Origin of the sequence: Streptomyces sp. NPDC000983 (genome assembly GCF_040299205.1) — a bacterium.
Classification (GTDB): domain Bacteria; phylum Actinomycetota; class Actinomycetes; order Streptomycetales; family Streptomycetaceae; genus Streptomyces.
In genome coordinates this window covers 14,895-40,227 of sequence record NZ_JBEPBM010000035.1, presented here as the reverse complement: position 1 = coordinate 40,227, position 25,333 = coordinate 14,895, and the positions used below count along the sequence as shown (strand labels likewise).

The window sequence follows — 25,333 nt, the reverse complement described above, 5'->3', positions numbered from 1 at the left end:
GTTACCGAGCGGCCGCTCGGTAAAGTGAAGAGGTGGGCCCGGGACATGTCAAGAGGTCCGCCCGCCGCACGGGCGGACCGAGGCCGCATACTGTGCCGACGCGACGAAGATCCGGGGGCGGCCGGGGAAAAGGGGAGCGCAGTGACGAAGACCGACGCCGGGGCGGACTGGAGGACGTACACCGGCACTGGGCTGCCGCCGATCCTCGAGACCGCGCTGGCCTGCTTCATGGAGCACGGCTACCACGGGACCACCATCCGGACCGTGGCCGCGCGCGCCGAACTCTCGGTGCCCGGGCTGTACTACCACTACCCCTCCAAGCAGGCCCTGCTCGTCGCGCTCGTCTCCCACGCCATGGACGACCTCTGGCGGCGCAGCGCCGCGGCCCTGGAGGAGGCCGGCGACGACGTCCGCGGGCGGCTGGACCTGCTCGTGGAGTGCCTCGTGCTGTTCCACGCCCACCAGCGCGACCTCGCGTTCATCGCCTACAGCGAGATCCGCAGCCTCGTCGGGGAGACCCGGACCACCTACATCGGAGCGCGTGACCGGCAGCAGCGTCTGATGGACCGCGTCATCGAGGACGGCGTCGCCCGGAAGGTGTTCACGGCCCCGTATCCGCGCGACGCCAGCAGGGCGATCGTCACCATGTGCACCGGGGTGGCCCAGTGGTACCGCGCCGACGGCGAACACTCCCCGCGCGAACTGGCGGACCGCTACCGCGCGATGACGCGCATGACCGCGGGAGCCGTGTGAGCCGTGTGAGCTTTGCGATGTGACGGTCGCCCCCGGGCGTGCGCGGGGTGGGCGTGCGCGGATGGGTGTGCGAGCCCTTGTGGTGTCGTTTTATCCACATATCGAACCTTCTGGGTCGCCAGTGCCGCACGCTCCCCTTCGGGTGCGCAGTGCGATGCAAGTTTGCTACTCGCGGCTAATTTACAGCGCACTGCAAAAATGCCGTATGGTGCAGGCAGTGGTGAGGTGTGCGTTCCGCGATCCACCACGCATCCCTTGGCTCTCCCTCGGTCATGGCTCTGACCAGTTAGGAATGCTCCGATGGCCTCACGCCTGTATGCCTGGGCGCGCTGGATGGTGCGCCACCGCCGCCTGGTGATAGCGACCTGGATCCTCCTCCTCGCCGTCGTCGGCGGCCTCGGAGCGACTCTGCACGGCAAGACCTCCACCGAGTTCACCGTCCCCGGCGTGGAGTCCCAGAAGGCCCAGGACCTGCTGAAGGAGAAGTTCCCCCCGGCCGCCGGCGGCGTCGTCCGCGTGGTGATCGCGGCCCCCGAGGGCCGGACCGTCACGGACCCGGCGCAGCGCGAGGTCATCGACGGCGTCCTGCGCGACGCGGCGAAGGTGGAGGGTGTCGTCGACGTCTCCCAGCCGTCGTCGTCCGGCGCGGTGTCGGCGGACCGGACCATCGCCTTCTCCGACGTCCGGTTCTCCGAGGAGGCCTCCGAGGTCCCGGAGGAGGCCAGGGAGGAACTGGCGGCCACGGTGGAGCCCCTGCGTGACGCGGGGATGCAGGTCGAGCTGGGCGGCTCGGCCATGCTGCCGCAGACCGAGGCGGGTGGCCCGGCCGAGGTGGTCGGCGTCGTCCTCGCCTTCGTGATCCTCGCCGTCGCGCTCGGTTCCGTCGTCGCGGCCGGACTGCCGCTGCTGACCGCGCTGTTGGGCGTCGCCGTCGGTGTGCTCGGCACGATGTTCGTCTCCGGCTTCGTGGAGATGACCGGTACGGCGACCACGCTGGCGCTGATGATCGGCCTGGCGGTCGGTATCGACTACGCCCTGTTCGTCATCTCCCGCCATCGAGAGCAGCTCGCCGACCCGGAGGCCGACTGGGAGGAGTCGATCGCACGCGCCACGGCCACGGCCGGCAGCGCGGTCGTCTTCGCCGGCGCCACCGTCGTCATCGCCCTGGCAGCCCTGGCCATCACCGGCATCCCGTTCCTCACGATCATGGGGCTCGCCGGCGCGGCGACCGTACTGATCGCCGTCCTGGTCGCCATCAGCCTCCTCCCGGCCGTCCTCGGCGTCTTCGGGGAGCGGATGCGCCCGCGCAAGCGCGGGACCAAGGCCGAACGCCCGCAGCGCACCGCCGGGTCCTGGGGCCTCGCCTGGGCGCGTACGGTCACCCGCGCGCCGGCGATCGTCCTGCTGGCCGGAGTCCTCGGGCTGCTGGCCATCGCGCTGCCCGCCCGCGACCTCCGTCTCGGCCTGCCCAGTTACGCCTCCCAGCCCGAGGCCACCACCCAGCACAAGAGCTACGACCTGCTCACCGAGGGCTTCGGCCCCGGTTTCAACGCCACCCTCATCACCGTGGTGGACACCGAAGGCATCGCGCGGGACGAGCGGCAGACCACCGTCACGGAACTACGTGACGAGCTGGCCGCAGACAAGAACGTGGCTGCCGTCTCACCGCCGGTGGCCGGCCCCTCCGGCGGCCTCGTGGTCATGTCCGTGGTGCCCAGGTCGAGCCCGGACGCACAGGCCACCACCGACCTGGTCCACCGCATACGCGACCAGGCTCCGACCGTCACCGATGCCGGCGGTTCCCTCTACGTCACCGGCCAGACGGCCATGGCGATCGACGTGGCGGGCAAACTCAGCTCCGCACTGCCCCTGTTCATCGGCGTGATCGTCATTCTGGCCCTGTTCCTGCTGGCCATCGCCTTCCGCTCGGTGCTGGTGCCGCTCAAGGCGGCTCTGGGCTTCCTGCTCTCGGTCGGCGCCAGCCTCGGCGCCTCGGTCTGGGTGTTCCAACAGGGTCATCTCAACGGCGTCCTGGACGTCGCGGCCGTCGGACCGGTCACCAGCTTCCTTCCGGTCCTGCTGACCGGCGTCCTCTTCGGACTCGCCATGGACTACGAGGTGTTCCTCGTCAGCCGGATGCGCGAACACTACGAGCACAGCAAGGACCCGGCCGAAGCCATCGCCGAGGGCGTCTCGCGCAGCGCACGGGTCGTCGTGGCGGCAGCGCTGATCATGGTCGCGGTGTTCGGCGGGTTCATCTTCAACGACGACCCGATCGTCAAGTCCATCGGCTTCGCCCTGGCCTTCGGCGTGTTCGTCGACGCGTTCGTCGTCCGCATGATGCTCGTGCCGGCCGCCATGTCCCTGCTGGGGCGCCGCGCCTGGAGCATGCCCCGGTGGCTCGACCGCGTCCTGCCGGACGTGGACATCGAGGGCGCACGCCTGCCGGCCGCGGCCGGCCCGGCCGCCGAGGCGGAGGTCGACCTGAAGAAGGGCGACTCCCCGACGAAGGGCGACCGGACGACGGACGACGACCCGACGAAGGACGACGACAGAACGGCCGTACGGGCCTGACGCGTCCGTCGGGACGACGACCGTGAGGAGGGGAACCGCCGCCGAGGCGGTTCCCCTCCTCCGTCTCCAGATCCCGGTCAGACCGCCCGAGCGGGCTCGCGGGACGTGCGCGAACCCCTGGTCATCAGCATCCCCGCGAGTGCCGCGACGGGATACATGAGCACCCCGTAGACAGCGGCCGGCACCGCCAGACCGACGCTCCCGAGCACACTGATCGCCAGCGTCATGGCCACGGCACTGTTGTGCACGCCTATCTCCATGGAGCAGGCGATGGACTGCGGCTTGTCCAGCCTGACCAGGCGCGGCACGAAGTACCCGGTCGTCAGGCTCAGTACGCAGAAGACCACCGCCACCGGCCCCACATCAGTGAGGTAGTCGACGATGTTGTCCCGCTCCGACACCAGGGCGCCGACGATGACCGCGAGCAGCACCGCGACGGACAACAGCCGGACCGGACGGTCCATGCGCAGCGCGAACGCCTCCGAGCGGCGGCGCACCGCCATGCCGATCGCCACCGGCACGAGCACCAGGGCGAAGACCTGGAGCACCTTGCCGAACTGCAGCCCCATCCCGCTCTCCCCGATGTCCGGTTCGAAGTGGTGCAGCGCGAGATTGGTGATGACCGGCAACGTCACGATGGCCAGCACCGCGTTGACCGCGGTGAGCGTGACGTTCAACGCCACGTCGCCGCCGAAGAGATGACTGAAGAGGTTCGCCGTCGTCCCGCCGGGCGAGGCGGCCAGCAGCATCATGCCGACGGCCAGGACGGGGGAGAGGTCAAAGGAGAGGACGAGGCCCAGACAGACAACGGGCAGGAGCAGGAGCTGGCAGAGCATCGCCACGATGACCGCGCGGGGATGGCGTCGCACCCGGCGGAAGTCGTCGACGGTCAGGGACAGGCCCAGCCCGAACATGATGATCGCGAGCGCTAGCGGGAGGAACACGGTGGCGAGGGGAGTGTCCATGCGCGGCTTCGTCTCCAAGGGCGTGGATGACGTCGAGGGATGCGCAGGGCGACTCCCGCGTGAAGGCCGTACGTCGGACCGATGACGGCTGCGCTTGAGTGGCCGCTGCATCGCGCACAGTAGGTGCACGCGTGAGCACTGTCAACATCCCAGGTCGGGCCGGTTTTCCCGACGGGACGAACTCGTCGCGCGCCGGTACGGCGACCCGCACGCCCCCATGCCGAACAGCTCCCGCCACGCGCGGTGACGGGAGCTGTGTGCGGGCCGGGGTTCAGTCGTTCACGAGGAGGATCTTGCCGGTGTGGCCGCCCGCCTCCATCAGGCGGTGGCCCTCGGCGGCCTCGGCCATGGGGAGTGTGCGGTCGACGACCAGCCGCACGGTGCCGTTCTCGATGAGGGGCCAGACGTGGTGCTGGACCTCGGCGACGATGGTGGCCTTGTCCGCCCCGGAGCGGGTGCGCAGGGTGGTGCCGTGCACGGAGAGCCGCTTGAACACCAGTTCCGCGAGGTTGAGTTGGGCCTCCAGGCTCTTCTGGAGGCCGATGACGACGAGGCGGCCGTCGGCGGCGAGCGAGCGGATGTTGCGTTCGAGGTAGTCGCCGCCCACGACGTCCAGGACGACGTCGTACGGGCCGTGCTCGGTGAAGTCCTCGGTGCGGTAGTCGATCGCCGCGTCGGCACCCAGTTCCAGGGCCCGGGCGGCCTTCTCCGGGCCGCCGACGGTGGTGACGACACGGGCGCCGAGCGCCTTGGCGACCTGGATCGCCATGGTGCCCACGCCACCGGCGCCGCCGTGCACGAGGAGGGTCTCGCCCGCCTTCAGCCGGGCGGTCATGACGAGGTTGGACCACACCGTGGCGGTGATCTCGGGCAGCCCGGCCGCCTCGACCAGGCCGATCCCCTGGGGAATCGTGAGGAGTTGCCCGGCGGGCACCGCGACCTTCTGGGCGTATCCGCCGCCGGTCAGCAGCGCGCAGACCTCGTCGCCGACCTGCCAGCCGGTGACCCCCTCGCCGAGTGCGCTGATCCGGCCGGAGACCTCCAGGCCCGGGTAGGGCGACCAGTCGGGTTGCAGGGGGTAGAGGCCCCAACGCTGCATGACGTCGGCGCGGTTGAGGGCGCCGGCCACGACGTCGACGACCACTTCGCCCGCTGCGGGAACCGGGTCCTCGACGTCGGTCCACTCCAGGACCTCGGGGCCGCCGTGTTCCGTGATCGATACAGCCTTCATGGCACTTCCTGTTTCTGGCCGAGTGAAGGGTTCTCCCGCTTTCGAGGCAAACACGATGACCAGCGCCTGGCAAAAGGTGCGGCACCTGTCGCGAGGGCTGCGCCGATGGGTGTGGGTCGCAGCGGTCGAGCGGGCCGGGGCCGTAGGCGGAGGTGCTCGGAACCCGGGTCGGAGCTGAGGAGAACCCAATGTGTGCAGCGTTTACATTACGCCGGGAAGTGGACGGCGTCAACATGAAGAGGCGGCTCGCGGAGTGCTGTTGCAGTCGGGTGCCGCCCCCTCCGCAGGGCCCGCCGAAGTGCGCAGTAACAACTCATATTGCGCATATCGGGCAGTTCGCGAAGGATGGGGACCGGTCCTGCGCCGCGCGGGGGCTGGGGGGAGGCAGCGGTCGCGGCCGATGGGGCCCGGACCAAGGGCACGCACACACTCGCTACATGGAGCGGACATGACTGAGCTTCCCCCTCCGATCACTCCGTACCTCGAACCCGCCGCGAAGGAGCTGTGCGAGGCGACGGACCCGCACCCCCGCATCTACGAGGTCCCGCCGGAGAAGGGCCGGGACATCCTGCTCAGCCTCCAGGTCGACCCCAGCGTGCCGCGGCCGGACGTCGACGAGGAATGGGTGGACGTCGACGCCGGCGAGTGGGGGACGGTCCGCACCCGCATCATCCGCCCCAAGGGGGCGACGGGCGCGCTGCCGGTGCTGTTCTACATCCACGGCGCGGGATGGGTCTTCGGTGACGACCGGACACACGACCGGCTGTTCCGCGAACTCGCCGTCGGCGCGGGCGCGGCGGGCGTCTTCCCGGTCTACGACCGGGCGCCCGAGGCCAAGTACCCGACCCAGGTCGAGCAGAACTACGCGGTGGGCCAGTGGGTCCTGAAGCACGGCGCCGAGCACGGCCTGGACGCCTCGCGCGTCGCCGTCACCGGAGAGTCGGTCGGCGGGTGCATGTCGGCGGTGTTCGCGCTGATGAACAAGGAGCGCGGCGGCATTGACCTCAAGGCCCAGTGCCTGCTCTACCCGGTCGCCGACGCAGACTTCGACACGCCGTCCTACCTGCAGTTCGCCGAGGGCTACTACCTCACGCGGGACGGCATGAAGTGGTTCTGGGACGCGTACACCACCGACCCGGCCCAGCGCGCCGAGCACCACGCCTCCCCGTTGCGGGCGAGCCTCGACCAGCTCAAGGGCCTGCCCGTCACGCTGGTCATCACCGACGAGGCCGACGTCCTGCGCGACGAGGGCGAGAAGTACGCCAACAGGCTGCGCGAGGCGGGCGTGGACGTGACCTCGGTCCGGGTGGCGGGCATGGTCCACGACTTCCTGCTGCTGGACAGCCTGCGTGACACGCGCGCCGCCAACGTCGCACGCAAGCTCGCCGTCGACTTCCTCGGAACGGCACTGCAGGACGGCTGAGTCGGGCGCCCGCCCGTTCCCTCGGGAAACGGGCGGACCTGGCTGCCGTCCCGGCTACGCGGCGCGCCGGGACGGCAGCCAGGCCCGGTAGCGCCGCAGGGCCTTGCGCTGCCTGCGCTGCTCGGAGATCAGCGCGATCGCGGGGTGAGTACCCGGCTTGGACACGCGACCGCGGGCGATACGGCGCAGCTGCAGGCGGACCTGCGCCATGCCGGCGGCGGAGGCCAGCGCCTTGTCGGACCAGGTCACGGCCCGCATCTGCCGATCGGCCTCCAGCCCGCGGAGCCAGCGGTCGGGCAGATCGGGGGTGACCGCGAGCGCGGTGCCCATGCCGATGACCGCCACACCGCTGTCGAGGACCCGGTCCGCGGTCTCGCGCCGGGTGATCCCGCCGGTGAGCATGAGCGGCAGCGGGCTCGTCCCGACCAGGTCCTTCGCCAGGTCCAGGAAGTACGCCTCGCGGGCCTGCGTACGGGAGTCCGTGCGGCGGCCGGTCATCGCCGGGCTCTCGTAGCTGCCGCCGGAGAGTTCGACCAGGTCCACACCGAGGGGTTCGAGCATGCCGATGACCTGCCGTGCGTCGTCGGCGTCGAAGCCGCCTCGCTGGAAGTCGGCCGAGTTGAGCTTCACGGCGACGGCGAAGGACGCGGAGACGGCGGCGCGGACGGCCCGTACGACGTCCAGCAGCATCCGGGCCCGGTTCTCCAGCGAGCCGCCCCAGGCGTCGGCGCGCGTGTTGACCAGGGGAGACAGGAACTGCGAGAGCAGGTACCCGTGCGCGGCGTGGATCTCCACCCCGTCGAAGCCCGCCTCCTCGGCGCGCCGGGCGGTGACCGCGTACCGGGCCACGGTGGCCCCGATCTGCTCGGCCGTCATGGCGACCGGACGGCCGAACCGGCTGCTGTGCCTGCCCAGGTCGACGCCGACGTCGGAGGGGCCCCACACCACGCCCGGCATGTCGGACCCGATCTGGCGGCCGGGGTGGTTGATCTGCATCCAGATCGCCCCGCCGCCGGACTTGCCTGCCCTGGCCCACTCGGCGAACGGCTCCAGCGGGGCGTTCTCGTCGAGTACGACGCCTGCGGGACCCGTCAGCGCCTCGGCGTGGACCATGACGTTGCCGGTGATCAGCAGCCCGGTGCCGCCCTCGGCCCAGCGCCGGTACAGCCCGAACAGCTCCTGGTCCGGGAGCTGGCCCTCACCGGCCATGTTCTCCTCCATGGCCGCCTTGGCGATCCTGTTGCGCAGTACCTGCCCGGAGCGCAGGGACAACGGCGAGAACAGCTCGCTGGTCATCCGGCTTCCCCTTCCCATCTCGGAACGCGGCACGATGTGTGCAGTGTTCACATTAGGGCAGTGATGTAATCACTGTAAACATGGGTGGGTGTGTGAAGCGGCACAGGAGTTGCCGGTGGGTGCGACGCAGGGCGGGCCCGATCCTGCTGCTGGTCAGTTCTGGGGCAGGGAGGCGGCCGCGGCGCGGATGAAGGTCATCGCGGTGTCGAGGTCCCCCGGCTCGGACCGGTGGGTCAGTTCACCGATCACGCTCGCCACCGTGGCGGCCAGGATCCGGGGTGCGAAGTCGTCCGCCCGCCAGCCCCGCTCCTCCGCCAGGAGTCGCGCGCCGTCCTGGATCACCTCGGTCAGGCGGCTCCCGCACAGGCCCTTGAGCTGCGGGTTGGCCTGCATCATCCGGTCGTGCAGCTCGTCGAACTTGCCCTGCGTGCCCGCCTGTTCGCGCAGCCATCGCTCCACGGTGTCGATGATCCCCTGCCCCTTCGGCCGGGTGTGCAGGGTGTCGGCCAGGTGGTCGACGAACTCGGTGAAGTGCGCCATCGCGAGTTCGAGCTTGGAGGGGAAGTAGAGGGTGACCGTACGCGGTGAGACCTCGGCCACCTCGGCGATGTCGGCGATGCTCGTGGCGTCGAAGCCCCGCTCGGCGAACAGTTCGTAGGCCGCGGTGAGGATCGCCTCCCTGCGCCGCGCCTTGCTCCGCTCTCTGAGGCTGTCACCTGTCATGACGGCAACTTTACCAGCAGTGGCTAATTTACATCCGTGTGTAAAAATATGGGAAGGCCGGTCGCCCGGACTCCCCCTGGGACAGATGATGGTTTCGGGCCGGTTGCGCCGGATGACAACGGATGTGCGCGCCGCCCGACGGCAGGCGGCCCCGTCCGGGCCCATCCGGGCAGCAGAGAGGAACATCATGACCAGGGTGTTGTTTGTCGTATCCGCGGCGGATCGCTGGACCTTGCGGGACGGAGAGGTGCACCCGTCGGGATTCTGGGGCGAGGAACTGGCGATGCCGCACAAGATCTTCTCGGCGGCGGGCTGGGAGATCACGATCGCGACGCCCGGCGGGAAGGTCCCGACACTGGACCGGCAGAGCATGTCGCATACGGCGGGATGGCCCTCGAAGCTGCGTGAGGTCGCCACCTACCTGGTCTCGATCAAGCACGAGCTGGCCAACCCGCGCGTGCTGGCGGAGATGGACCCGGACGACTTCGACGTCGTGTTCTACCCCGGCGGCCACGGTCCGATGGAGGACCTGTCGGTGGACCCGGTGTCAGGAGCGCTGCTCACCCGGGTACTGCACTCGGGCAAGCCGCTCGCCCTGCTGTGCCACGCCCCGGCCGCGGCCTTCGCCGCACAGAACGAGGACGGGTCGTGGCCCTTCACCGGGTACCGCATGACGGGGTTGTCCAACCTGGAGGAGAAGTTCAACAGCTTCGGCCGCAAGGCGCTGTGGCTGCTGGAGGACCGGCTGCGGGAGAGCGGGGCCGAGTACTCCAAGGCGCGGTTCCCGCTGCGGCCGTACGTCGTGGTCGACCGCAACCTGTACACCGGCCAGAACCCGCCGTCCTCCGAGCGCCTCGCCGAACGCCTCGTCGCCGACGTGAACGCGGCGGCCGCGGTCCGATAGCCGCACCCCACCCCACCGTCCGGAAGGCACGCGCCCATGACCGGCACCGCCGCCCCCGCCGTACAGCAGGACCAGCACATCCCCCAAACCGTCGCAGGACTCCGAGCCACCTTCGACACCGGACTCACCCGGCCCGCCGCCTGGCGCCGACGCCAGCTCCGCGCCCTGCGGCGGCTCCTCCTGGACCACACCCCGGCCATCGAGGAAGCCCTCTACGACGACCTGCGCAAAGGCCGAACCGAGTCACACCTCACCGAGATCGGCCAGGTCCTCACCGAGATCGAGCACGCCCTGCGCCACCTCGACCGCTGGATGAGGCCCCGCAGGGTCGCCGTCCCCCTCAACATCAAACCCGCGACGGCCCGGATCCACCCCGAACCCCTCGGCGTCTGCCTGATCATCGCGCCCTGGAACTATCCACTGACGCTCACCCTCAACCCCCTCGTCGGCGCGCTGGCCGCGGGCAACGCGGCCGTCGTCAAGCCGAGCGAACTCGCACCCGCCACCAGCGGACTCCTCGCCGACCTCCTGCCCCGCCACCTGGAAGCCGTCGCCGTCGTCGAAGGAGCGGTGGAGGAGACCACCACCCTGCTCGCCCAGCGCTTCGACCACATCTTCTACACCGGCAACGGCACCGTCGGCCGCGTCGTGGCCGCCGCCGCGGCGAAGAACCTCACCCCCACCACCCTCGAACTCGGCGGCAAATCACCGGTCTTCATCGACGAGACCGCCGACATGACCGTCACCGCGCGCCGACTGGCCTGGGGCAAGTTCACCAACGCCGGCCAGACCTGCGTCGCCCCCGACTACGTCCTGGTCACCCAGGCCGCCCGTGACGCCCTGCTCGCGGCGCTCCCGGCAGCCGTCCACCAGATGTACGGCGCCAACCCCCGTACCAGCGCGGACTACGGACGGATCGTCAACGACCGCCACTTCCACCGGCTGACCGCACTCACCACCGACGGCGACCTTCTCATCGGCGGCACGTCCGACGCCGCCGAACGCTACATCGCCCCCACGGTACTGACCGACGTACCGCCCGGCGCCCCCGTCATGACCGAGGAGATCTTCGGCCCGATCCTCCCGATCCTGACCGTACGGGGCGTCGACGACGCCATCGACTTCATCAACGCCAGGGACAAGCCCCTCTCCCTGTACGCCTTCACCCGCGACAAGTCCGCCCGCCAGGCCCTGCTGGAGCGAACCTCCTCCGGAGGGCTCGTCCTCAACGCTCCGATGATCCACCTCGGCGTCCCGGACCTGCCCTTCGGCGGCGTCGGCCCCTCCGGCATGGGCGCTTACCACGGCAAGGCATCCTTCGACACCTTCACCCACCGCAAACCGCTCCTGTCGAAACCCACCAGACCGGACACCCTGCGCCTGATCTACGCCCCTCACACCACCCGCTCCTTCGCCCTCATCGCCAAGGCGGTATCCCGAACCCACCCACTCCTGGGAAGAAGACGCTGAACGACCGAGTGCGCCTCCAACGCAGCGATGCGCGCGGCCTGACACCGGAGTGACCGCCGGAGCGGAAGAGGTCCGCCCTTCGCATGCGTGACCTTCGGGCACCGCCCGCCGCATCAGGTCGGTGCCCCGGTGTGCGGGTTGGGTCGGGCGGGTGGATTCTGGGTTCATGAGCGGGAACGACGATCCACCGTCGCCGTCCGGTGCGCCGACCGTCAGGGCGCCGCGCAGCCGGAGACGTGTCGTCATTGCTGTCACCGGGGCGGCTCTGGCCGGTCTCCTCGTCGGCTCGGCCGTCGTATGGGCGGCGTTTCGGGACGGCGGTGAAGCGGCACCCGCTCCCACCGTCACCCAAACCGTGATGGAAATCGCCTCCGCCGACAGCCAGGGCGTGTTCGACCTGACGGGGACCTTCGCACTCACCGACGGGGCAGTGAGCGACGGAGCCGGCGGCTGTGAGGGATCCGGTGGGTATACCGACATCTACGAGGGTGCCTCCGTCACCGTGTACGACGCCTCCGGCACCGTGATCGCCACAGGCGGTCTCGGGGAGTCCTCTCTGGCGGGTGGTACGTGCTCCTTCGAGGTGTACATCGCCGGCGTGCCGCGCGGGGAGTCCTTCTACCAGGTTGAGGTGTCCCATCGAGGGACCGTGCACCTCACCCGGGAGGAAGCCGAGTTCGGGCAATTCGGCGCCACGCTGGGCTGACGCGGCGCCTGTCGGCGCTGTGTTGGCTTTCGTCCCGGGCCTTCGCGATCACGTCGACACGAACGGCTCCGTCAAATGTGGTGTCGCCAGGTGCAGTTCGGCGCCGGTTTCGTGGCTGAGCATGCGCTGCCTGGAGAGCCTGGCCACGTCGGGGTCGGTCTCGTGCGCATAGGCCAGCTCGGGGTGGAGGAGTTGGAGCGCGTGCACCAACAAGTCGCCTGTGATGAGGGCCCGTTCGCGGCCGGCGTCGACCAGCACGCTCTGGTGTCCGGGGGTGTGGCCGGGCGTGGCGACCACGCGGCCCGTGCGCAGCGGCGTGTCCCCGTCGAGGAGCCGGAGTCGGCCGGCGGCGGCGAGGGGGCCGGTGAGGCTCTCGCGGAGTTGTGGGTTGAGCGCGTCGATGGCGTCGAACTCGGCCCGCTGGAGCAGGTATTCGGCGTTGGGGAAGTAGGGGCGGCGGCTGTCCGCCGAAGGGGAGTCGTTCTGGGTGCCGCCCGCCCACGGGACGGACGCCTCGGTCACGACCGCCCATCCGACGTGGTCGGTGTGGAGGTGGGTCAGTACCACGGTGTCGACATCGGCCGGGTCGATCCCCGCCGCGGCGAGCGACGCCGGGAGCGCACCGGGCACCGGCGCCCACGAACTGGCAGGGCTGTCCGCCGGGCCGATCCCGGCGTCCACGACGGTGAGGCCCTGGTCGCCGCGTATCGCGAACGCGCGGAACTGCAGCCGCCAACGGCCCTCGGTGTCGACCGAGCCCGGGTCGTAGCGGTCGGCCTCGGCCCATTGGGCAGGTGTGGCCTCGGGGAAGGCCTCGGTGCGCGGTGAGAAGAAGGGGCCTTCCGCGTCGGCGAGGGCGATGATCTCGGCCGAGCCGATCCGGAGGCGAGGAACGCTGAGAGACATGGCCGGGATCCTGCCATGTCCTGACCGGACTTCTGGCGGGTCCACGGTCACGCTCGCGTCCGGCGTCCCGGCCGTGACGAGCGCAGCCAGGCGGTCTGCTGCTGCCGCGGCTCCCCGTTCCGCCCTGGCCCAGGTCGATTGTCAGAGGGCCGTGGGAGAGTGCGCGGTCATGGAGATCGACACGTTCTGGGACATCATCGAGGCCGCGCGAGCCGGGGCCGCCGAATCGGGCGAGCCGTTCGACGAGGTGCTCGTCGGACAACTCGCCGCCAGGCCACGACAGGAGATCCTGGAATACGCGGCGCGCTTCGACACCCTGCACGACGCCCTCTACCGCTGGGACGTGTGGGCGGCCGCCTATCTCATCGGAGGCGGATGCTCCGACGACAGTTTCATGGACTTCCGCGCCGGAGTGATCGCGTCTGGACGCCGGTGGTACGAGCGCGTCGCCGCCGACCCCGACAGCCTCGCCGAGCACCCCGAGGCCGTGGCGGACGCGAACGCCCGCGACCGTTCCGAAGTCCTCTTCTACGAGGACGTGAACTACGCGGCCGCCGGGGCCTTCGAACGGATCACCGGTGATGCCGACGCCTTCTACGAGGCCTGGCGCGAGTTCCGAGGCGCGCACAACGAGGACCGCACCTCGGTCGACATGGGTGAGGACTTCGACTTCGACGACGACGACGAGATGCGCCGGCGCCTGCCCCGCCTGGCCGCCCTGCTGCTGGGCGCCGCCGTGTGAGCGATGTGCCGCCCCGGGGCGCTACACCGTGGCTGACGCGTGCGGGGAGCGCAGGACGAGGAGAGTGATCTCGCTGGGGGCGAAGACGCGGAACGGCGGGCCCCAGAAGCCGGTGCCGCGGCTGGTGTAGAGGAGGGTGCGCGGGCCGTGGCGGGTCAGGCCGGCGAGGGCGGGCTGGTCGAGACGGACCAGTTGGTGGAAGGGCCAGATCTGGCCGCCGTGGGTGTGGCCGGAGAGCTGGAGGTCGACGCCGCCGGCCGCCGCCCGGTCGATGAACTTGGGCTGGTGCGCGAGGAGCAGGACGGGCAGCTCCGGGTCGGCCCCCTCCAGGGCGCCGTCGAGGTGGGCGCGGTGGCCCGCGAGGCCGGAGGACTCGGCGGTGACGTCGTCCACACCGGCGACGACCAGGGTGTCGCCGCCGCGTTCGAGCAGCAGATGCCGGTTGCGCAGTGGCTCCCAGCCCAGCTCGTCCATCAGGTCGACCCAGCCCTGGGCCTCGCTGTAGTACTCGTGGTTGCCGGTGACGTAGACCCGGGCGTGGGTGGCCCGCACGGTGCCCAACGGGGCGGCCTGGGCGCGGCGGCGTTCGGCGGTGCCGTCCGCGATGTCGCCGGTGTGGCAGACGAGGTCGGCCTCCAGGGTGTTCACCGTCTCGCAGACCCGCTCCGACCAGCGGGCGCGGTCGAGGGGGCCGTAGTGGGTGTCGGTGATGAGGGCGACGCGTGTGCCGTCCAGTCCGGCGCCGAGCCGGGGGAGCAGCACGTCGAGCCGCCGCACGCGTGGCACGCGGCGGGCTTCGGCGTACCCCCACGCGAGGAGTACGGCGGTCGTGCCGAGGACGGCCCAGGTGACGGTACGGGCCCGGTCCTGACCCTCGCCGACACCGGCCACGGTCAGGACGAGCCACAGGGGGACGCCCAGGAGCAGGGACCAGGTGAACAGGACCCAGCTGGAGCCGAGCAGGGTGTCACCGACGATCGCCGCCGCGTCCTGCTGGCGTCGGCCGTGGCCACGCGCCATCGCGAGCGGCATCACGACGAGACCGAGGACGAACAGGGCGGTGCCGCCGAGGGCGACGGGCAGCGGCCAGTGCTGGCCACTGTGCAGGAGCACCCAGCAGGGGACGGTCCACAGGAGGACGGGGGCGACCAGGGGCAGGTAGCGCATCACACGGTGCAGACCGCTCGGCCGGGGCGCCGGAGCGTCGCTGTCGGCGGGTCGGGTGTTGCTGGTGTCGGTCACGAACGCCCTCTCTGGCCAGGCTGCCGTCCTGGGCACTGTATCCGGTGCCCTTCGGGCCGACCGGACCGGCGTTCATGGCCGGGAGGGGACTGGATGCCTCCGTGAGGATCTGCCGGAGAGCGTGCGGTGCCGGTGGTCAGAGGGTGAACACTCGCGCCAGGAAGAAGGCGGCGACCAGCGCGGAGCCGATCACGATCAAGGAGAGCCACCAGAAGGGGTGGTCCCAGACCCCGCCGTCCGGTCGTTCCTGATGGGCCTCGGCCGTCGACCCTTCCACCGCGGGGGTCTCGCCGGGAGCAGGCAGCTTCTCAACCATGGTCACACCTCCGGATCGTCGCCGGTCGTGCGGATTCCTCGTCCCTCGGAAGCTACGAACGTTTCCGATACCAGGGTTCTTTCGGATGCCGTTGGACGCAAATTCGCACTGTGTGCCTCCGGAGATCCGTACGGTGACCGATTACTGTCCTGCCCGTGTGAATGCCGACGGCCGCCGCATAGGAAATGCGGCGGCCGAGACAGGCCGGACCACGGTTCCTCTTCCCGCGAATGGACGCAGAGGCCGGGCGGCGGCTATGAATTCCTGGGCGCAATTCCCCGAGGATGACGGAAGTCAGGGCTTCGCGGAGTAGACGACCCCGGGCAGGTTCTGGGCCGTCGGTCCCCAGACCTGGTCGTACAGAGCCGGATCACCCGCCAGCGTGTGCAGCAGCCAGGCCGTGGTGACGCCCTGGGTCAGCTTCTGCTGGGCCGCGCGTGTGATGCCGCCGCTGTCGCAGCCGAATCCGGAACTGTCCTCGAAGCCGCAGTGGAACCCGCCGGTGATGACCCGGAGTTGGGCGGGGGCCGGCTTGGCGTCGTACATCTTCCGCTGGTGGTCGGCCACCGAGGCGATGCTGTCCGCGCTGCCGCCGACGTACTGCGCGGGGACGGTCAGTGTCCTGGAGGCGCTGACGGCCGACGGGTTGGTCTCGGCGGCGGCCAGCGTGGAGACGCTCCTGACCGCCGGGTTGAGGCTCGCCGCGACCAGGGCCGCGCCGCCGCCCATGGAGTGGCCGGAGACGCCGAGTCGGTTCGTGGCGATCGCGCCCGCGAAGCGTGAACCGGCGGTGGTGTTCTGGGCGGTGAGCCAGGTGAGTGCCGCGTTGAGGTCCGCCGCGAAGGCCGAGTGGCTGGGGAACAGGCCCCCTTGGGACTTCGGCGTGACCGTGACGAAGCCCCACGAGGCGTAGTGCCTGAGCAGGCTCTCGTACTGGTTGATGCTCTGGAAGAAGCCGTGGCCGAAGGCGAGGCCGGGATGTGCGCCGGCGGCGACGGGCTTGTCCGCACCGGCACTTGTGCCGGGATACCAGACGCGTGCGCTGTACGAGCGGCCCGAGGCCGACACCGTGAGATCCGTGTAGGCGACGGCGAAGGAGCCGGGCGCCGCGGGATCCACGACCGCTGCCGGCCGGGCCGGGGCGGTGATGCTCAGGCTTGCCGCGAGGGCGAGTATCGCGGCCGCGGCGAACCGCAGTGAGTTGCGGAGCACGTGATCACCTTTTCTGTGGGGAGGCAACGGTGACTCCTGGCGGACTGGTGCTGGTGCTTCCTGTGCGTATGCAAATGGGCATGGGGCATCTCGGGCTGGTGCTGGTGTCGGCCGGCTCGTCTCAGGCGAGGAAACCGGCGAGCAGGGGTGTGATGAGTCGCTCGATGTTGCGGCGGCGGACTTCCGGCGCCACGTTGACCAGGGGTACGGGACCGCTCAGTGCCGGTGCGTGGGTGAGCAGGGCCAGGTGGGGGAGGAGCACGAGGAGCAGGGACAGCAGGGCGTCCAGGTCGGCTTCCTTGTGCAACCGGTTCGCCTCGACCGCCTTGACGAGCAAGGGGTGCAGGGCGGCCGCGTAGAGATCGTTCACGGGTGTGCGGACGGCGGTGCGGACCGCCGGGTCCATTTCCATGTTGGTGGCCGCGGTGATCCCGCGTTCGAGTGGATGCTCGGCGAAGTAGGTGATCCAGGCTTCGACCGACTCCGTGAGATGGGCGCTGAAGTCACGGGAGCCGTCGTAGGCGTCCAGCCATGGCTGCATGTGCTGGTAGACGCGTACCGAGGTCTGCTCGGCCACGTACGTGAAAAGGTCCAGCTTTCCGGCGAAGTACTGGAACAGGGAGCCTTTCGCCACACCGGCTTCGCGGGCGATCACGTTCAGGCTGCCTGTTGAATATCCGTGCGTGCCGAACTCGTCCATCGCGGCGATGAGTACGCGTTCCCGACGCGCCGGGGACAAACCGTGCCAGGTTGCCGTGGGCATGAATGCTCCTACTGATGACCGGGCGGTCATGTCGTCGCCTGGCCATAGTGAGTTGAGCCTGACGGCCTGTCAATGCCTCTTACCAGTACGGTATTTGGCCTCCGATTTCGGAGCGCTTAGCGCCGGTGGGGCGGAGCGCGGGTTCCAGGCCCTCCCGGACCGCGTCGACGGTTGCGGGAGGAGCCTGCGTCCCTCCGCTGCGCCCGCCGTGCGTAATCGATTGCGCGAACTGTCTTGGTCGGCCTCCCCTCATGGCTTGCGGGGTAATAAGTCCAGCTCAGAGCCTGTTTTGTAACTTTAAGTAATGTTACGAAACGATTTCGAAACGGAATCCGGATGGGCCAATGACGCCAGGACTGTTGACTTCCTTCACGTCGTGCTGTTCTCGTTTGCGCACCGCTTCGTCGGAGCGGACCTCGGGACAAGGAGCACCCTCATGGCGATGCGTGGTCGCACTTCACACGTCAGACGCTTCACGATCGGCGCGGTGGCGCTGGCCCTCACGGCGGTGACCGCCTGCGGCGGCGGCGACGGTGACGACGGGAGCAACGGCGCGGCCGCCTCGTCGTGCGAGCCCGCCTCGGGCAAGGTGACGCTGGACTACTGGTCGTGGGTCCCCGGCATGCAGGAAGCCGTCGACCTGTGGAACAGCGAGAACCCCGACATCCAGGTCAAGCTGAAGACGACCCCCTCGGGCAACGCGGGCACCTACCAGAACCTCTCCAACGCCCTGAAGGCCGGCAAGGCCCCGGACCTCGGGCAGATCGAGTACGACTCCCTCGCCAGCTTCCGGCTCAAGGAGGGCCTGCGGGACATCTCCGCCTGTCCCGGCGTGAGCGAAGCGGGCTCGGAGTTCGTCGACTGGACCTGGTCGCAGGTGGAGTTCGGCGCCGACGGCGAGGACGGCGTCTGGGCCGTCCCCCAGGACACGGGTCCGATGGCCCTGTTCTACCGCAAGGACGTCTACGACAAGCTCGGCCTCAAGGCACCGACGACCTGGGAGGAGTACGCCGAGCAGGCACGCACCGTCAAGAAGGCGGGCAAGTACATCACCCACTACTCCCAGACCGACCCGAACTGGTTCACCGGCCTGCTCTGGCAGAACAAGGCCACCATGTTCGAGCGGGACGGCGACACCTGGGCCGTCACCGTCGACCGGCCCGAGAGCCGCAAGGTCGCCGACTACTGGCAGGAGCTGATCGACGACAAGCTCGTCGCCACCGACCTCCAGGGTTTCTCCCCCGCCCTGTACAAGGCGTGGAACACCGGCGAGGTGGTCACCTGGATCAGTGCGGCCTGGGGATACAGCACCATCCGCGACAACGCCAAGGCGACGGACGGCAAGTGGGCCGTCGCACCCATGCCGCAGTGGAACGCCGGTGAGAAGCAGGCCGGCAACTGGGGCGGATCCACCACCGCCGTGCTCGGCAAGACCGAACACCCGGCGGAGGCCTCGAAGTTCGCCCTCTGGCTCAACACCGACCCCGAGGCGCTGGAGATCCTCAACCGCGAGGGCGGCCTCTACCCGGCGGCCGCGGCGGGACTCGAACTGCCCGCGCTGAAGCAGCCGGTCGACTTCTACGGCGGGCAGAAGGTCTTCGACGTCTTCGCCGAGGCCTCCGCCAACGTCGACACGGGCTTCACCTGGGGGCCGACCATGACCGACACCTACCGCTTCCTCAGCGACGGAACGGCCGGCGTCATCGCGGGCAAGACGACACTCGGCGACGTGCTCAAGGACACCGGCGCACAGAGCGCCGACTCCCTGCGCAAGCAGTCCCTCGAAGTGACCGGCGGCTGACCCTCCCCCCTCCTGCCTCTCCCTGCCGCCCGCTCCCGGGCGGCAGGGAACAGCACCGCAAAGGCTGCCCGTGACCCCCAAGACCACACCGGCCCCGGCACAACGCCGCAGACGCCGGGCCCTCACCCCCTACGCCTTCCTCACCCCCTTCCTCATACCGTTCGTCCTCTTCACCCTCGTGCCGGTCGGCTACGCGTTCTGGCAGAGCCTGCACAAGACCGAGCGGACCGGCGGCACGTTCGGCCGGACCCAGTCGGTGTTCGCCGGATTCGACCAGTACGCCCAGGTGGTGAAGGAGCCCTACTTCACCGAGAGCGTCCTGCGCGTGACCGGGTTCGCGCTCGTCCAGATCCCCGTCATGCTGCTGCTGGCCCTGACGCTCGCCCTGCTGCTGGACTCCGCGGTCGCCCGGGCGAAGCGGTTCTTCCGGCTGGTGTACTTCGTGCCGTACGGCATCCCCGGCGTGGTCGCCGCCCTCATGTGGGCCTTCCTCTACGACCCGAGGCTGTCCCCGGTCGTGGACCTCCTCGAATCCCTCGGAGCCCACGTCGACCTGCTCGGCCCCGACGCGATCCTGTGGTCCATCGGCAACGTCGTGACCTGGACGTACACCGGCTACAACATGCTGATCATCTACGCCGCCCTGCAGGCCATCCCGGCCGACATCGGGGAGGCGGCCCGCGTCGACGGCGCGAACGGCCTCACCACCGCCCTGCGCATCAAGATCCCGATCATCCGGCCCGCGCTGGTCCTCACCGGTGTGTTCTCCATCATCGGAACCTTCCAGCTCTTCACCGAGCCGCAGGTCTTCCGCGCCATCTCCACCAGCGTCACCAGCACCTACACACCCAACCTGGCCGCGTACTCGCTCGCCTCGGGCGACAGCTACAGCGAGGCGGCCGCCCTGTCGGTCATCCTCGCCGTGGTGACGTTCGCGCTGTCGTTCGCGTTCCTGCGCTTCACCTCCAGGAGGCAGGGATGAACCTGCTCACCCGTACCGAAGGCGCCCACGCGGTGCCGAACCGGCCCCGCAGCGCACCGCGGACGACCGCGTCCGCCGTGGCGGCGAGCGTGTTCATGGTCCTGGTGGCCTGCTACATGCTGCTGCCCGTGTACTGGCTGCTGGTCTCCTCGACCAAGAGCCAGGGCGACCTGGTCTCGACCCCCGGTTTCCTCCTCGCCGACTGGCACCTCGGCGACAACCTCTCGGCCCTCTTCACCCAGCAGGACGGCGTCTTCGCCCGCTGGCTGGTCAACAGCCTCCTCTACGCCGGTGCCGGCGCAGCGGTGGCGACGCTGCTGGCCGCCGCGGCCGGATACGCCCTGGCCAAGTACACCTTCCGCGGCCGTGAGGTGGTCTTCTCGATCATCCTGGGCGGTGTCCTGGTGCCCGCCACGGCACTCGCGCTGCCGCTGTTCCTGCTCTTCGCCGAGGTCGACGCCACCAACACGTTCTGGTCGGTGTTCCTGCCCAGCATCGTCAGCCCGTTCGGGGTCTACCTCTCCCGCATCTTCGCGGCCGCGTCCGTCCCCGACGAGGTGATGGAGGCCGCCCGCATGGACGGGGCCGGCGAGTTCCGCATCTTCCGCACCATCGCGCTGCGGCTGATGTCGCCCGCCATGGTCACCGTGTTCCTGTTCCAGTTCGTCGTCATCTGGAACAACTTCCTGCTCCCCCTGGTCATGCTCCAGGACGAACGCCTCTACCCGGTCACCCTCGGCCTGTTCACCTGGCAGTCCCAGACCAGCCGGCTGCCGGAACTCCAGACCCTCACCATCGTGGGCGCCCTCGTCTCGGTCGTGCCCATCGTCCTGACCTTCCTCCTCCTGCAGCGCTACTGGCGCGCCGGACTCGCCGCTGGAGCCGTGAAATCGTGAACCACCCCCTCGTCGACGTGAACCGCCGACTGGGCGGCATCGCCTACGGAGGCGACTACAACCCCGAGCAGTGGCCCCGCGAGACCTGGCACGAGGACGTGCGGCTGATGCGGGAGGCGGGCGTCAACCTCGTCACCGTCGGAGTGTTCTCCTGGTCCCGCATCCAGCCGCGGCCCGGCACCTACGACTGGTCCCTGACCGACGAGATCCTGGACCTGCTGCACGAGCACGGCATCGCCGTCGACCTCGCCACCCCCACGGCCGCCCCGCCCCCCTGGTTCACCCGGCTCCACCCCGACTCCCGCCCGGTCACCGCCTCGGGCACCCGGCTCGCCCACGGCAGCCGGCAGGTCTTCTGCCCCAGCAGCCCCGACTACGCCGACGCCTCCGACGCCGTCGTGGAGGCACTGGCCACCCGCTACGGCAGCCACCCGGCGGTCGTGATGTGGCACGTCCACAACGAATGGGGCAACCACAACGCGCTCTGCTACTGCGACGTCAGCGCGGAGGCCTTCCGCGTCTGGCTCCAGGAGCGCTTCGGGTCGCTGGACGCCCTCAACGAGGCCTGGGGCACGGACTTCTGGAGCCAGCGCTACGGCGCCTGGGACGAGATCGACCCCCCGCGCGAGACGACCGCGTTCCGCAACCCGGGGCAGGAACTCGACTACCGCCGCTTCTCCTCCGACGCCCTCCTCGCCCGGCACCGGGCCGAGACCTCGATCCTGCGCCGGATCGCCCCCCACCTGCCCCTCACCACCAATGTGATGGGCACCCTGGAGAAGAAGATCGACGGCTTCGCCTTCGCGGCCGCAACCGACTTCGTCTCGGTCGACCACTATCTCCCCGCCGCCGACGAGGACGGCCACATCGACCTGGCGCTCAACGCCGACCTCGCGCGCGGCATGGCCGCGGGCCGCCCCTGGCTGGTGATGGAACACTCCACCTCCGCCGTCAACTGGCAGGGCGTCAACATCGCCAAGCGGCCCGGCGAGACCCGCCGCAACAGCCTCACCCACCTCGCGCGCGGCGCGGACGGACTGATGTTCTTCCAGTGGCGTCAGTCCCGCGCCGGAGCGGAGAAGTGGCACTCCGCGATGCTGCCGCACGGCGGAACCGGCAGCCGGGTCTGGAAGGAGGTCAAGGCACTCGGCGCCGAACTGGCCACCCTGGGCGAGGTCACCGGCAGCCGTGTGACGGCCGAGGTGGCGATCCTCTTCGACTGGCACAGCTGGTGGGCCCTGGAACTCCAGGCCCGCCCCTCGGACCGGCTGAACTACCTGGACGCCGTCCGCGACTGGTACGAGGCGCTGTGGACGCTGAACATCACCTGCGACCTCGTCCCGCCCGGCTCACCCGACCTCGCCCGCTACCGCGCGGTCCTCGCCCCCGGCCTCTACCTGCTCTCCGACAACGATGCCGCCCACCTGACCCGCTACGTCGAGCAGGGAGGCCACCTCGCCGTCGGCTGCTTCAGCGGAGTCGTCGACACCCACGACCGGATGCATCCCGGAGCGCACCCCGGCGCCCTGCGCGAGGTGCTCGGCCTGGTCGTCGACGAATACCTCCCGCTTCGCGAAGGCGAACATGCCCTGACCGAGGACGGGGCGCGGGTGCGCCGACTGACGGAACGCGTCGAGCCCCGGGGCTGCGACACGGTGCTCCGCTTCGCCGACACCCCGGACGGCGGACCGGCCCGGGGCGGCCCCGCCGTCACCCGGCACGCTCACGGGCGGGGGACGGCCTGGTACACCGCCGGGCGTCTGGCCGTACCGACGCTGCGGGAGCTGGTGCGTACCGTGTGCGAGGAAGCCGGCGCCGCACCGGTCCTCGACGCCGGGCCCGGCCTGGAGGCCGTGCGCCGCACCGGCGGACAGCACGGCTACCTCTTCCTGATCAACCACACGGAGGAACCGATGAGCGTGCCCCTGCCGACGGCCGCGGTCGCCCTGGCCGGCACCGAGGTCGTGGCCGGCCAGGCCCTCGTACCGCCCGGAGGGGTGGCGGTGGTCCGCGAGGACCTCGCCGCCGCCGTACCGGCCCACACCGCCCGCGACGACCGCCAGGGAGCCTCCGCGTGACGCCCTCGCCGACCGACGCCGTCCCGGCGCACACCGGCCCCGGACGGCCGATCGAGATCGACGGACCCTCCGGCACCGTACTGATCCGCACACCGCACAGCGTCTACGTCCTCAGGGTCGACCGGGCCTCCGCCCTGGTCCGGCACATCCACTGGGGCGCTCCGCTTCCGCTCGCGGACGCGGTCGCGCTGCCCACCTGGGAGGAGCACGACGACAGCTTCGCCGGCCGCTGGGACGGCACCGAGGAGTTCCCGGTCGAGGGCGGGGCCCGCTTCGGCGCCCCCGCCCTGGAGGTGCGCTTCGCCGACGGCTCCAACCACCTCGAGGCCGAGGTCGAGGAGGTGGCCCTGGCCGCCGACGACCACCTCGTGATCCGGCTGCGGGACCGCGCCCGGCCCCTGTCCTGGCAGCTGCACTACCGCGTCCGTCCGGACACCGACGTGCTGGAGCGGTGGACGGAAGTCACGCACACCGGCGCCGCGGACGACGGGGACATCCGGCTCCTGCGCTGCTCCTCGGCCAACTGGCCGATGCCGCTCGCACCCAGCTGGCGGCTCAGCTCCGTGCACGGCGGCTGGGCGGCCGAAGGCAGCCTGGAACGCGCGCCGTTGCCGGTGGGCGAAACGATCCTGGGCAGCCGCCGCGGCCACACCGGACACCACGCCAACCCCTGGGCGGCACTGGACTGCGGTGACGCGGGCGAGGAACACGGCGACGTGAAGGTCATGGCCCTCGCCGCCAGCGGCAGTTGGCGCATCACCGCGCAGCGCACCGCGGCCGGCCGGACCGCTGTCCTCGTCGGCGAGGGACACGAGGGCACCGAACTGTGCCTCGCCCCGGGCGACAGCCACCGCACCCCGGTCAGTCTCGCCCTGCACACCGCGCACGGTTTCGGCGCGGCGAGCCGAGCCTTCCACGCCTACCTCCGCGCCCACGTCCTGCCCCGCCCGCGGGAACTGCGGCCGGTGTTGTACAACTCCTGGGAGGCCACGTCCTTCGAGGTCAGCGAGGACAACCAGATCGCGCTCGCACGCCGGGCGGCCGAGATGGGCGCCGAGCTGTTCGTCCTGGACGACGGCTGGTTCCACGGCCGCGAAGACGACCGCTCCGGGCTCGGCGACTGGACACCCCACGAGCGGCGCTTCCCCCGCGGACTGCGCCCGCTGAGCGACGAGGTCCACCGCCTCGGCATGGCCTTCGGCCTGTGGGTGGAACCGGAGATGACCAACGCCGACAGCGACCTGTACCGCCTGCACCCCGACTGGGTCCTGCACGTCCCCGACCGCACCCCCACCGAACTGCGCAACCAGCTGGTCCTGGACTTCTCCCGGCCGGACGTCACCGAGTGGGCGCTGAGTTGGCTGCGCCGTACCGTGACCGAGGCCGATGTCGACTTCCTCAAGTGGGACTTCAACCGGTCGTTCACCGAGGCGGGCGCGCACGGCGGGGGACAGGACGCACGACGCGTCCAGGTCGAGCACGCGCGGGGCCTGTACCGCGTACTCGACGAGTTGCGCGCCGCATTCCCGAAGCTGCGGATCGAGGCGTGCGCGGGCGGCGGCGGCCGCGTGGACCCGGGCATCCTGGCCCGCACCGACCAGGTCTGGACGTCCGACAACACCGACGCCGTGGACCGTCTGACCATCCAGCACGGTTTCAGCCAGCTCTACCCCGCGAGCGTGATGTCGGCGTGGGTCACGGACAGTCCCAACCCCCTTACCGGGCGGGTCGTTTCCCTGCCCTTCCGGTTCCACAGCGCCATGGCCGGGGTGCTGGGACTGGGCGGCGACCTCACCCGCTGGACGGACGCCGAGCGTGCGCAGGCGGCCGAACTGGTCGCGGTGTACAAGGACATCCGGCCCGTCGTGCAGCACGGACGCCAGTACCGCCTCCTCGCACCGGGGGAGGGCCGGTCGACAGCCGTGCAGTACGTGGGCGAGCGGGGCGACCGGACGGTCGTGATCGTCCTGCGGCCCAGCACGTCCTTCGTGCACGGCCTCGACCAGGCGCCCCTGCGGCTGCGCGGGCTGGAACCGGAAGCCGTGTACCGCGACGAGGACACCGGCGACGAATGGTCCGGGCGGACCCTCGCGGCCTTCGGCCTGCCCGTACCCCGGCTGCCGGCGGGCGACTGCGCCAGCGCACTGCTGCGCCTGCGACGGGTGGACACCTGACACCTGACACCGGGCGCCTCGGTGCGGCCGGGCACCTGACACCGGCTGCACCGGCGCGCCCGGAGACCTGATACCCCTCGCGCCGCGCGGCCGGAACCTGACACCGGCCGTGTCGGTGCGGCCGGACTCCTGGACACCCGGCCGCACCGGTGTCGACGGACTCCTGATGCCGCCCG

General features: G+C 70.4%; 21 protein-coding genes. 12 read left to right on the top strand and 9 right to left on the bottom strand.

Annotation, left to right across the window (positions count from 1 at the left end):
* Positions 1-141: 141 nt before the first annotated feature.
* Both ABT296_RS30290 and ABT296_RS30285 read left to right on the top strand, forming a co-directional pair.
* Positions 142-753, top strand: a complete 612-nt coding sequence (locus ABT296_RS30290) for a TetR/AcrR family transcriptional regulator (protein ID WP_351931864.1) — start codon at positions 142-144, stop codon at positions 751-753.
* Positions 754-1,053: 300 nt separating this feature from the next.
* Positions 1,054-3,327: an MMPL family transporter gene (locus ABT296_RS30285; protein WP_351931863.1), complete on the top strand. Its 2,274-nt coding sequence runs from the start codon at positions 1,054-1,056 to the stop codon at positions 3,325-3,327.
* A gap of 77 nt (positions 3,328-3,404) precedes the next feature.
* Here the strand turns inward: ABT296_RS30285 and ABT296_RS30280 are convergent, their stop codons facing one another.
* Together ABT296_RS30280 and ABT296_RS30275 are read right to left on the bottom strand one after the other, a co-directional pair.
* Positions 3,405-4,292 (bottom strand): bile acid:sodium symporter family protein, encoded by an 888-nt coding sequence (locus ABT296_RS30280; RefSeq protein WP_351931862.1) that lies wholly within the window; start codon positions 4,290-4,292, stop codon positions 3,405-3,407.
* Positions 4,293-4,563: 271 nt separating this feature from the next.
* Complete coding sequence (locus tag ABT296_RS30275; RefSeq protein ID WP_351931861.1) at positions 4,564-5,523, bottom strand: NAD(P)H-quinone oxidoreductase; 960 nt, start codon at positions 5,521-5,523, stop codon at positions 4,564-4,566.
* Between the two features lie 448 nt (positions 5,524-5,971).
* Between ABT296_RS30275 and ABT296_RS30270 the strand changes: the two genes are divergently transcribed.
* Complete coding sequence (locus tag ABT296_RS30270) at positions 5,972-6,946, top strand: alpha/beta hydrolase (protein ID WP_351931860.1); 975 nt, start codon at positions 5,972-5,974, stop codon at positions 6,944-6,946.
* A 54-nt stretch (positions 6,947-7,000) separates the two neighbouring features.
* On the opposite strand, the gene ABT296_RS30265 is transcribed toward ABT296_RS30270, so the two are convergent.
* Entirely contained in the window at positions 7,001-8,242 is a 1,242-nt protein-coding gene (locus tag ABT296_RS30265; RefSeq protein ID WP_351931859.1) for an NADH:flavin oxidoreductase/NADH oxidase family protein, read from the bottom strand.
* Positions 8,243-8,395: 153 nt separating this feature from the next.
* Positions 8,396-8,965, bottom strand: coding sequence for a TetR/AcrR family transcriptional regulator (locus ABT296_RS30260; protein WP_351931858.1), 570 nt, complete (start codon positions 8,963-8,965; stop codon positions 8,396-8,398).
* 187 nt (positions 8,966-9,152) lie between these two features.
* On the opposite strand from ABT296_RS30260, the gene ABT296_RS30255 reads away from it, so the two are divergent.
* From ABT296_RS30255 to ABT296_RS30245, 3 genes are all read left to right on the top strand, one after another.
* Positions 9,153-9,869 (top strand): type 1 glutamine amidotransferase domain-containing protein, encoded by a 717-nt coding sequence (locus ABT296_RS30255; protein ID WP_351931857.1) that lies wholly within the window; start codon positions 9,153-9,155, stop codon positions 9,867-9,869.
* Between the two features lie 36 nt (positions 9,870-9,905).
* The gene (locus ABT296_RS30250; RefSeq protein WP_351931856.1) at positions 9,906-11,339 is read left to right on the top strand and encodes an aldehyde dehydrogenase family protein; all 1,434 of its coding nucleotides are present in this window, start codon (positions 9,906-9,908) and stop codon (positions 11,337-11,339) included.
* Between the two features lie 358 nt (positions 11,340-11,697).
* Positions 11,698-12,045, top strand: coding sequence for a hypothetical protein (locus ABT296_RS30245; protein WP_351931855.1), 348 nt, complete (start codon positions 11,698-11,700; stop codon positions 12,043-12,045).
* A gap of 48 nt (positions 12,046-12,093) precedes the next feature.
* Here ABT296_RS30245 and ABT296_RS30240 read toward each other — a convergent pair whose 3' ends face one another.
* On the bottom strand, positions 12,094-12,951 hold the full coding sequence (locus tag ABT296_RS30240; protein WP_351931854.1) for an MBL fold metallo-hydrolase: 858 nt from the start codon (positions 12,949-12,951) through the stop codon (positions 12,094-12,096).
* Positions 12,952-13,120: 169 nt separating this feature from the next.
* On the opposite strand from ABT296_RS30240, the gene ABT296_RS30235 reads away from it, so the two are divergent.
* Positions 13,121-13,693, top strand: coding sequence for a DUF4240 domain-containing protein (locus ABT296_RS30235; RefSeq protein ID WP_351931853.1), 573 nt, complete (start codon positions 13,121-13,123; stop codon positions 13,691-13,693).
* Between the two features lie 21 nt (positions 13,694-13,714).
* On the opposite strand, the gene ABT296_RS30230 is transcribed toward ABT296_RS30235, so the two are convergent.
* The 4 genes from ABT296_RS30230 to ABT296_RS30215 all read right to left on the bottom strand — a co-directional run bounded on the left by ABT296_RS30230 (position 13,715) and on the right by ABT296_RS30215 (position 17,226).
* Positions 13,715-14,935, bottom strand: coding sequence for a metallophosphoesterase (locus ABT296_RS30230; protein ID WP_351931852.1), 1,221 nt, complete (start codon positions 14,933-14,935; stop codon positions 13,715-13,717).
* 136 nt (positions 14,936-15,071) lie between these two features.
* On the bottom strand, positions 15,072-15,251 hold the full coding sequence (locus ABT296_RS30225) for a DUF6480 family protein (protein WP_351931851.1): 180 nt from the start codon (positions 15,249-15,251) through the stop codon (positions 15,072-15,074).
* A gap of 294 nt (positions 15,252-15,545) precedes the next feature.
* Positions 15,546-16,463 carry an alpha/beta hydrolase family protein gene (locus ABT296_RS30220; protein WP_351931850.1) on the bottom strand — a complete coding sequence of 306 codons (918 nt, stop codon included), beginning with the start codon at positions 16,461-16,463 and terminating at the stop codon, positions 15,546-15,548.
* A 121-nt stretch (positions 16,464-16,584) separates the two neighbouring features.
* Positions 16,585-17,226 carry a TetR/AcrR family transcriptional regulator gene (locus ABT296_RS30215; RefSeq protein WP_351931849.1) on the bottom strand — a complete coding sequence of 214 codons (642 nt, stop codon included), beginning with the start codon at positions 17,224-17,226 and terminating at the stop codon, positions 16,585-16,587.
* Between the two features lie 436 nt (positions 17,227-17,662).
* Between ABT296_RS30215 and ABT296_RS30210 the strand changes: the two genes are divergently transcribed.
* From ABT296_RS30210 to ABT296_RS30190, 5 genes are all read left to right on the top strand, one after another.
* Positions 17,663-19,027 (top strand): ABC transporter substrate-binding protein, encoded by a 1,365-nt coding sequence (locus tag ABT296_RS30210; protein ID WP_351931848.1) that lies wholly within the window; start codon positions 17,663-17,665, stop codon positions 19,025-19,027.
* A gap of 70 nt (positions 19,028-19,097) precedes the next feature.
* A complete protein-coding gene (locus ABT296_RS30205) occupies positions 19,098-20,009 on the top strand; it encodes a carbohydrate ABC transporter permease (protein WP_453168357.1) in 912 nt (303 codons plus the stop codon).
* Positions 20,006-20,905 carry a carbohydrate ABC transporter permease gene (locus ABT296_RS30200; RefSeq protein ID WP_351931847.1) on the top strand — a complete coding sequence of 300 codons (900 nt, stop codon included), beginning with the start codon at positions 20,006-20,008 and terminating at the stop codon, positions 20,903-20,905. The genes ABT296_RS30205 and ABT296_RS30200 overlap by 4 nt, the downstream gene beginning before the upstream one ends.
* The gene (locus ABT296_RS30195; protein WP_351931846.1) at positions 20,902-22,983 is read left to right on the top strand and encodes a beta-galactosidase; all 2,082 of its coding nucleotides are present in this window, start codon (positions 20,902-20,904) and stop codon (positions 22,981-22,983) included. The genes ABT296_RS30200 and ABT296_RS30195 overlap by 4 nt, the downstream gene beginning before the upstream one ends.
* Complete coding sequence (locus tag ABT296_RS30190; RefSeq protein ID WP_351931845.1) at positions 22,980-25,157, top strand: alpha-galactosidase; 2,178 nt, start codon at positions 22,980-22,982, stop codon at positions 25,155-25,157. The genes ABT296_RS30195 and ABT296_RS30190 overlap by 4 nt, the downstream gene beginning before the upstream one ends.
* Positions 25,158-25,333: the final 176 nt, after the last annotated feature.

Excerpts from the sequence above, each read along its gene's own strand:
- ABT296_RS30285 (WP_351931863.1), top strand. The coding sequence starts at position 1,054 with ATGGCCTCACGCCTGTATGCCTGGGCGCGCTGGATGGTGCGCCACCGC.
- ABT296_RS30280 (WP_351931862.1), bottom strand. The coding sequence starts at position 4,292 with ATGGACACTCCCCTCGCCACCGTGTTCCTCCCGCTAGCGCTCGCGATC.
- ABT296_RS30275 (WP_351931861.1), bottom strand. The coding sequence starts at position 5,523 with ATGAAGGCTGTATCGATCACGGAACACGGCGGCCCCGAGGTCCTGGAG.
- ABT296_RS30270 (WP_351931860.1), top strand. The coding sequence starts at position 5,972 with ATGACTGAGCTTCCCCCTCCGATCACTCCGTACCTCGAACCCGCCGCG.
- ABT296_RS30265 (WP_351931859.1), bottom strand. The coding sequence starts at position 8,242 with ATGACCAGCGAGCTGTTCTCGCCGTTGTCCCTGCGCTCCGGGCAGGTA.
- ABT296_RS30260 (WP_351931858.1), bottom strand. The coding sequence starts at position 8,965 with ATGACAGGTGACAGCCTCAGAGAGCGGAGCAAGGCGCGGCGCAGGGAG.
- ABT296_RS30255 (WP_351931857.1), top strand. The coding sequence starts at position 9,153 with ATGACCAGGGTGTTGTTTGTCGTATCCGCGGCGGATCGCTGGACCTTG.
- ABT296_RS30250 (WP_351931856.1), top strand. The coding sequence starts at position 9,906 with ATGACCGGCACCGCCGCCCCCGCCGTACAGCAGGACCAGCACATCCCC.
- ABT296_RS30245 (WP_351931855.1), top strand. The coding sequence starts at position 11,698 with ATGGAAATCGCCTCCGCCGACAGCCAGGGCGTGTTCGACCTGACGGGG.
- ABT296_RS30240 (WP_351931854.1), bottom strand. The coding sequence starts at position 12,951 with ATGTCTCTCAGCGTTCCTCGCCTCCGGATCGGCTCGGCCGAGATCATC.
- ABT296_RS30235 (WP_351931853.1), top strand. The coding sequence starts at position 13,121 with ATGGAGATCGACACGTTCTGGGACATCATCGAGGCCGCGCGAGCCGGG.
- ABT296_RS30225 (WP_351931851.1), bottom strand. The coding sequence starts at position 15,251 with ATGGTTGAGAAGCTGCCTGCTCCCGGCGAGACCCCCGCGGTGGAAGGG.
- ABT296_RS30215 (WP_351931849.1), bottom strand. The coding sequence starts at position 17,226 with ATGCCCACGGCAACCTGGCACGGTTTGTCCCCGGCGCGTCGGGAACGC.
- ABT296_RS30210 (WP_351931848.1), top strand. The coding sequence starts at position 17,663 with ATGGCGATGCGTGGTCGCACTTCACACGTCAGACGCTTCACGATCGGC.
- ABT296_RS30200 (WP_351931847.1), top strand. The coding sequence starts at position 20,006 with ATGAACCTGCTCACCCGTACCGAAGGCGCCCACGCGGTGCCGAACCGG.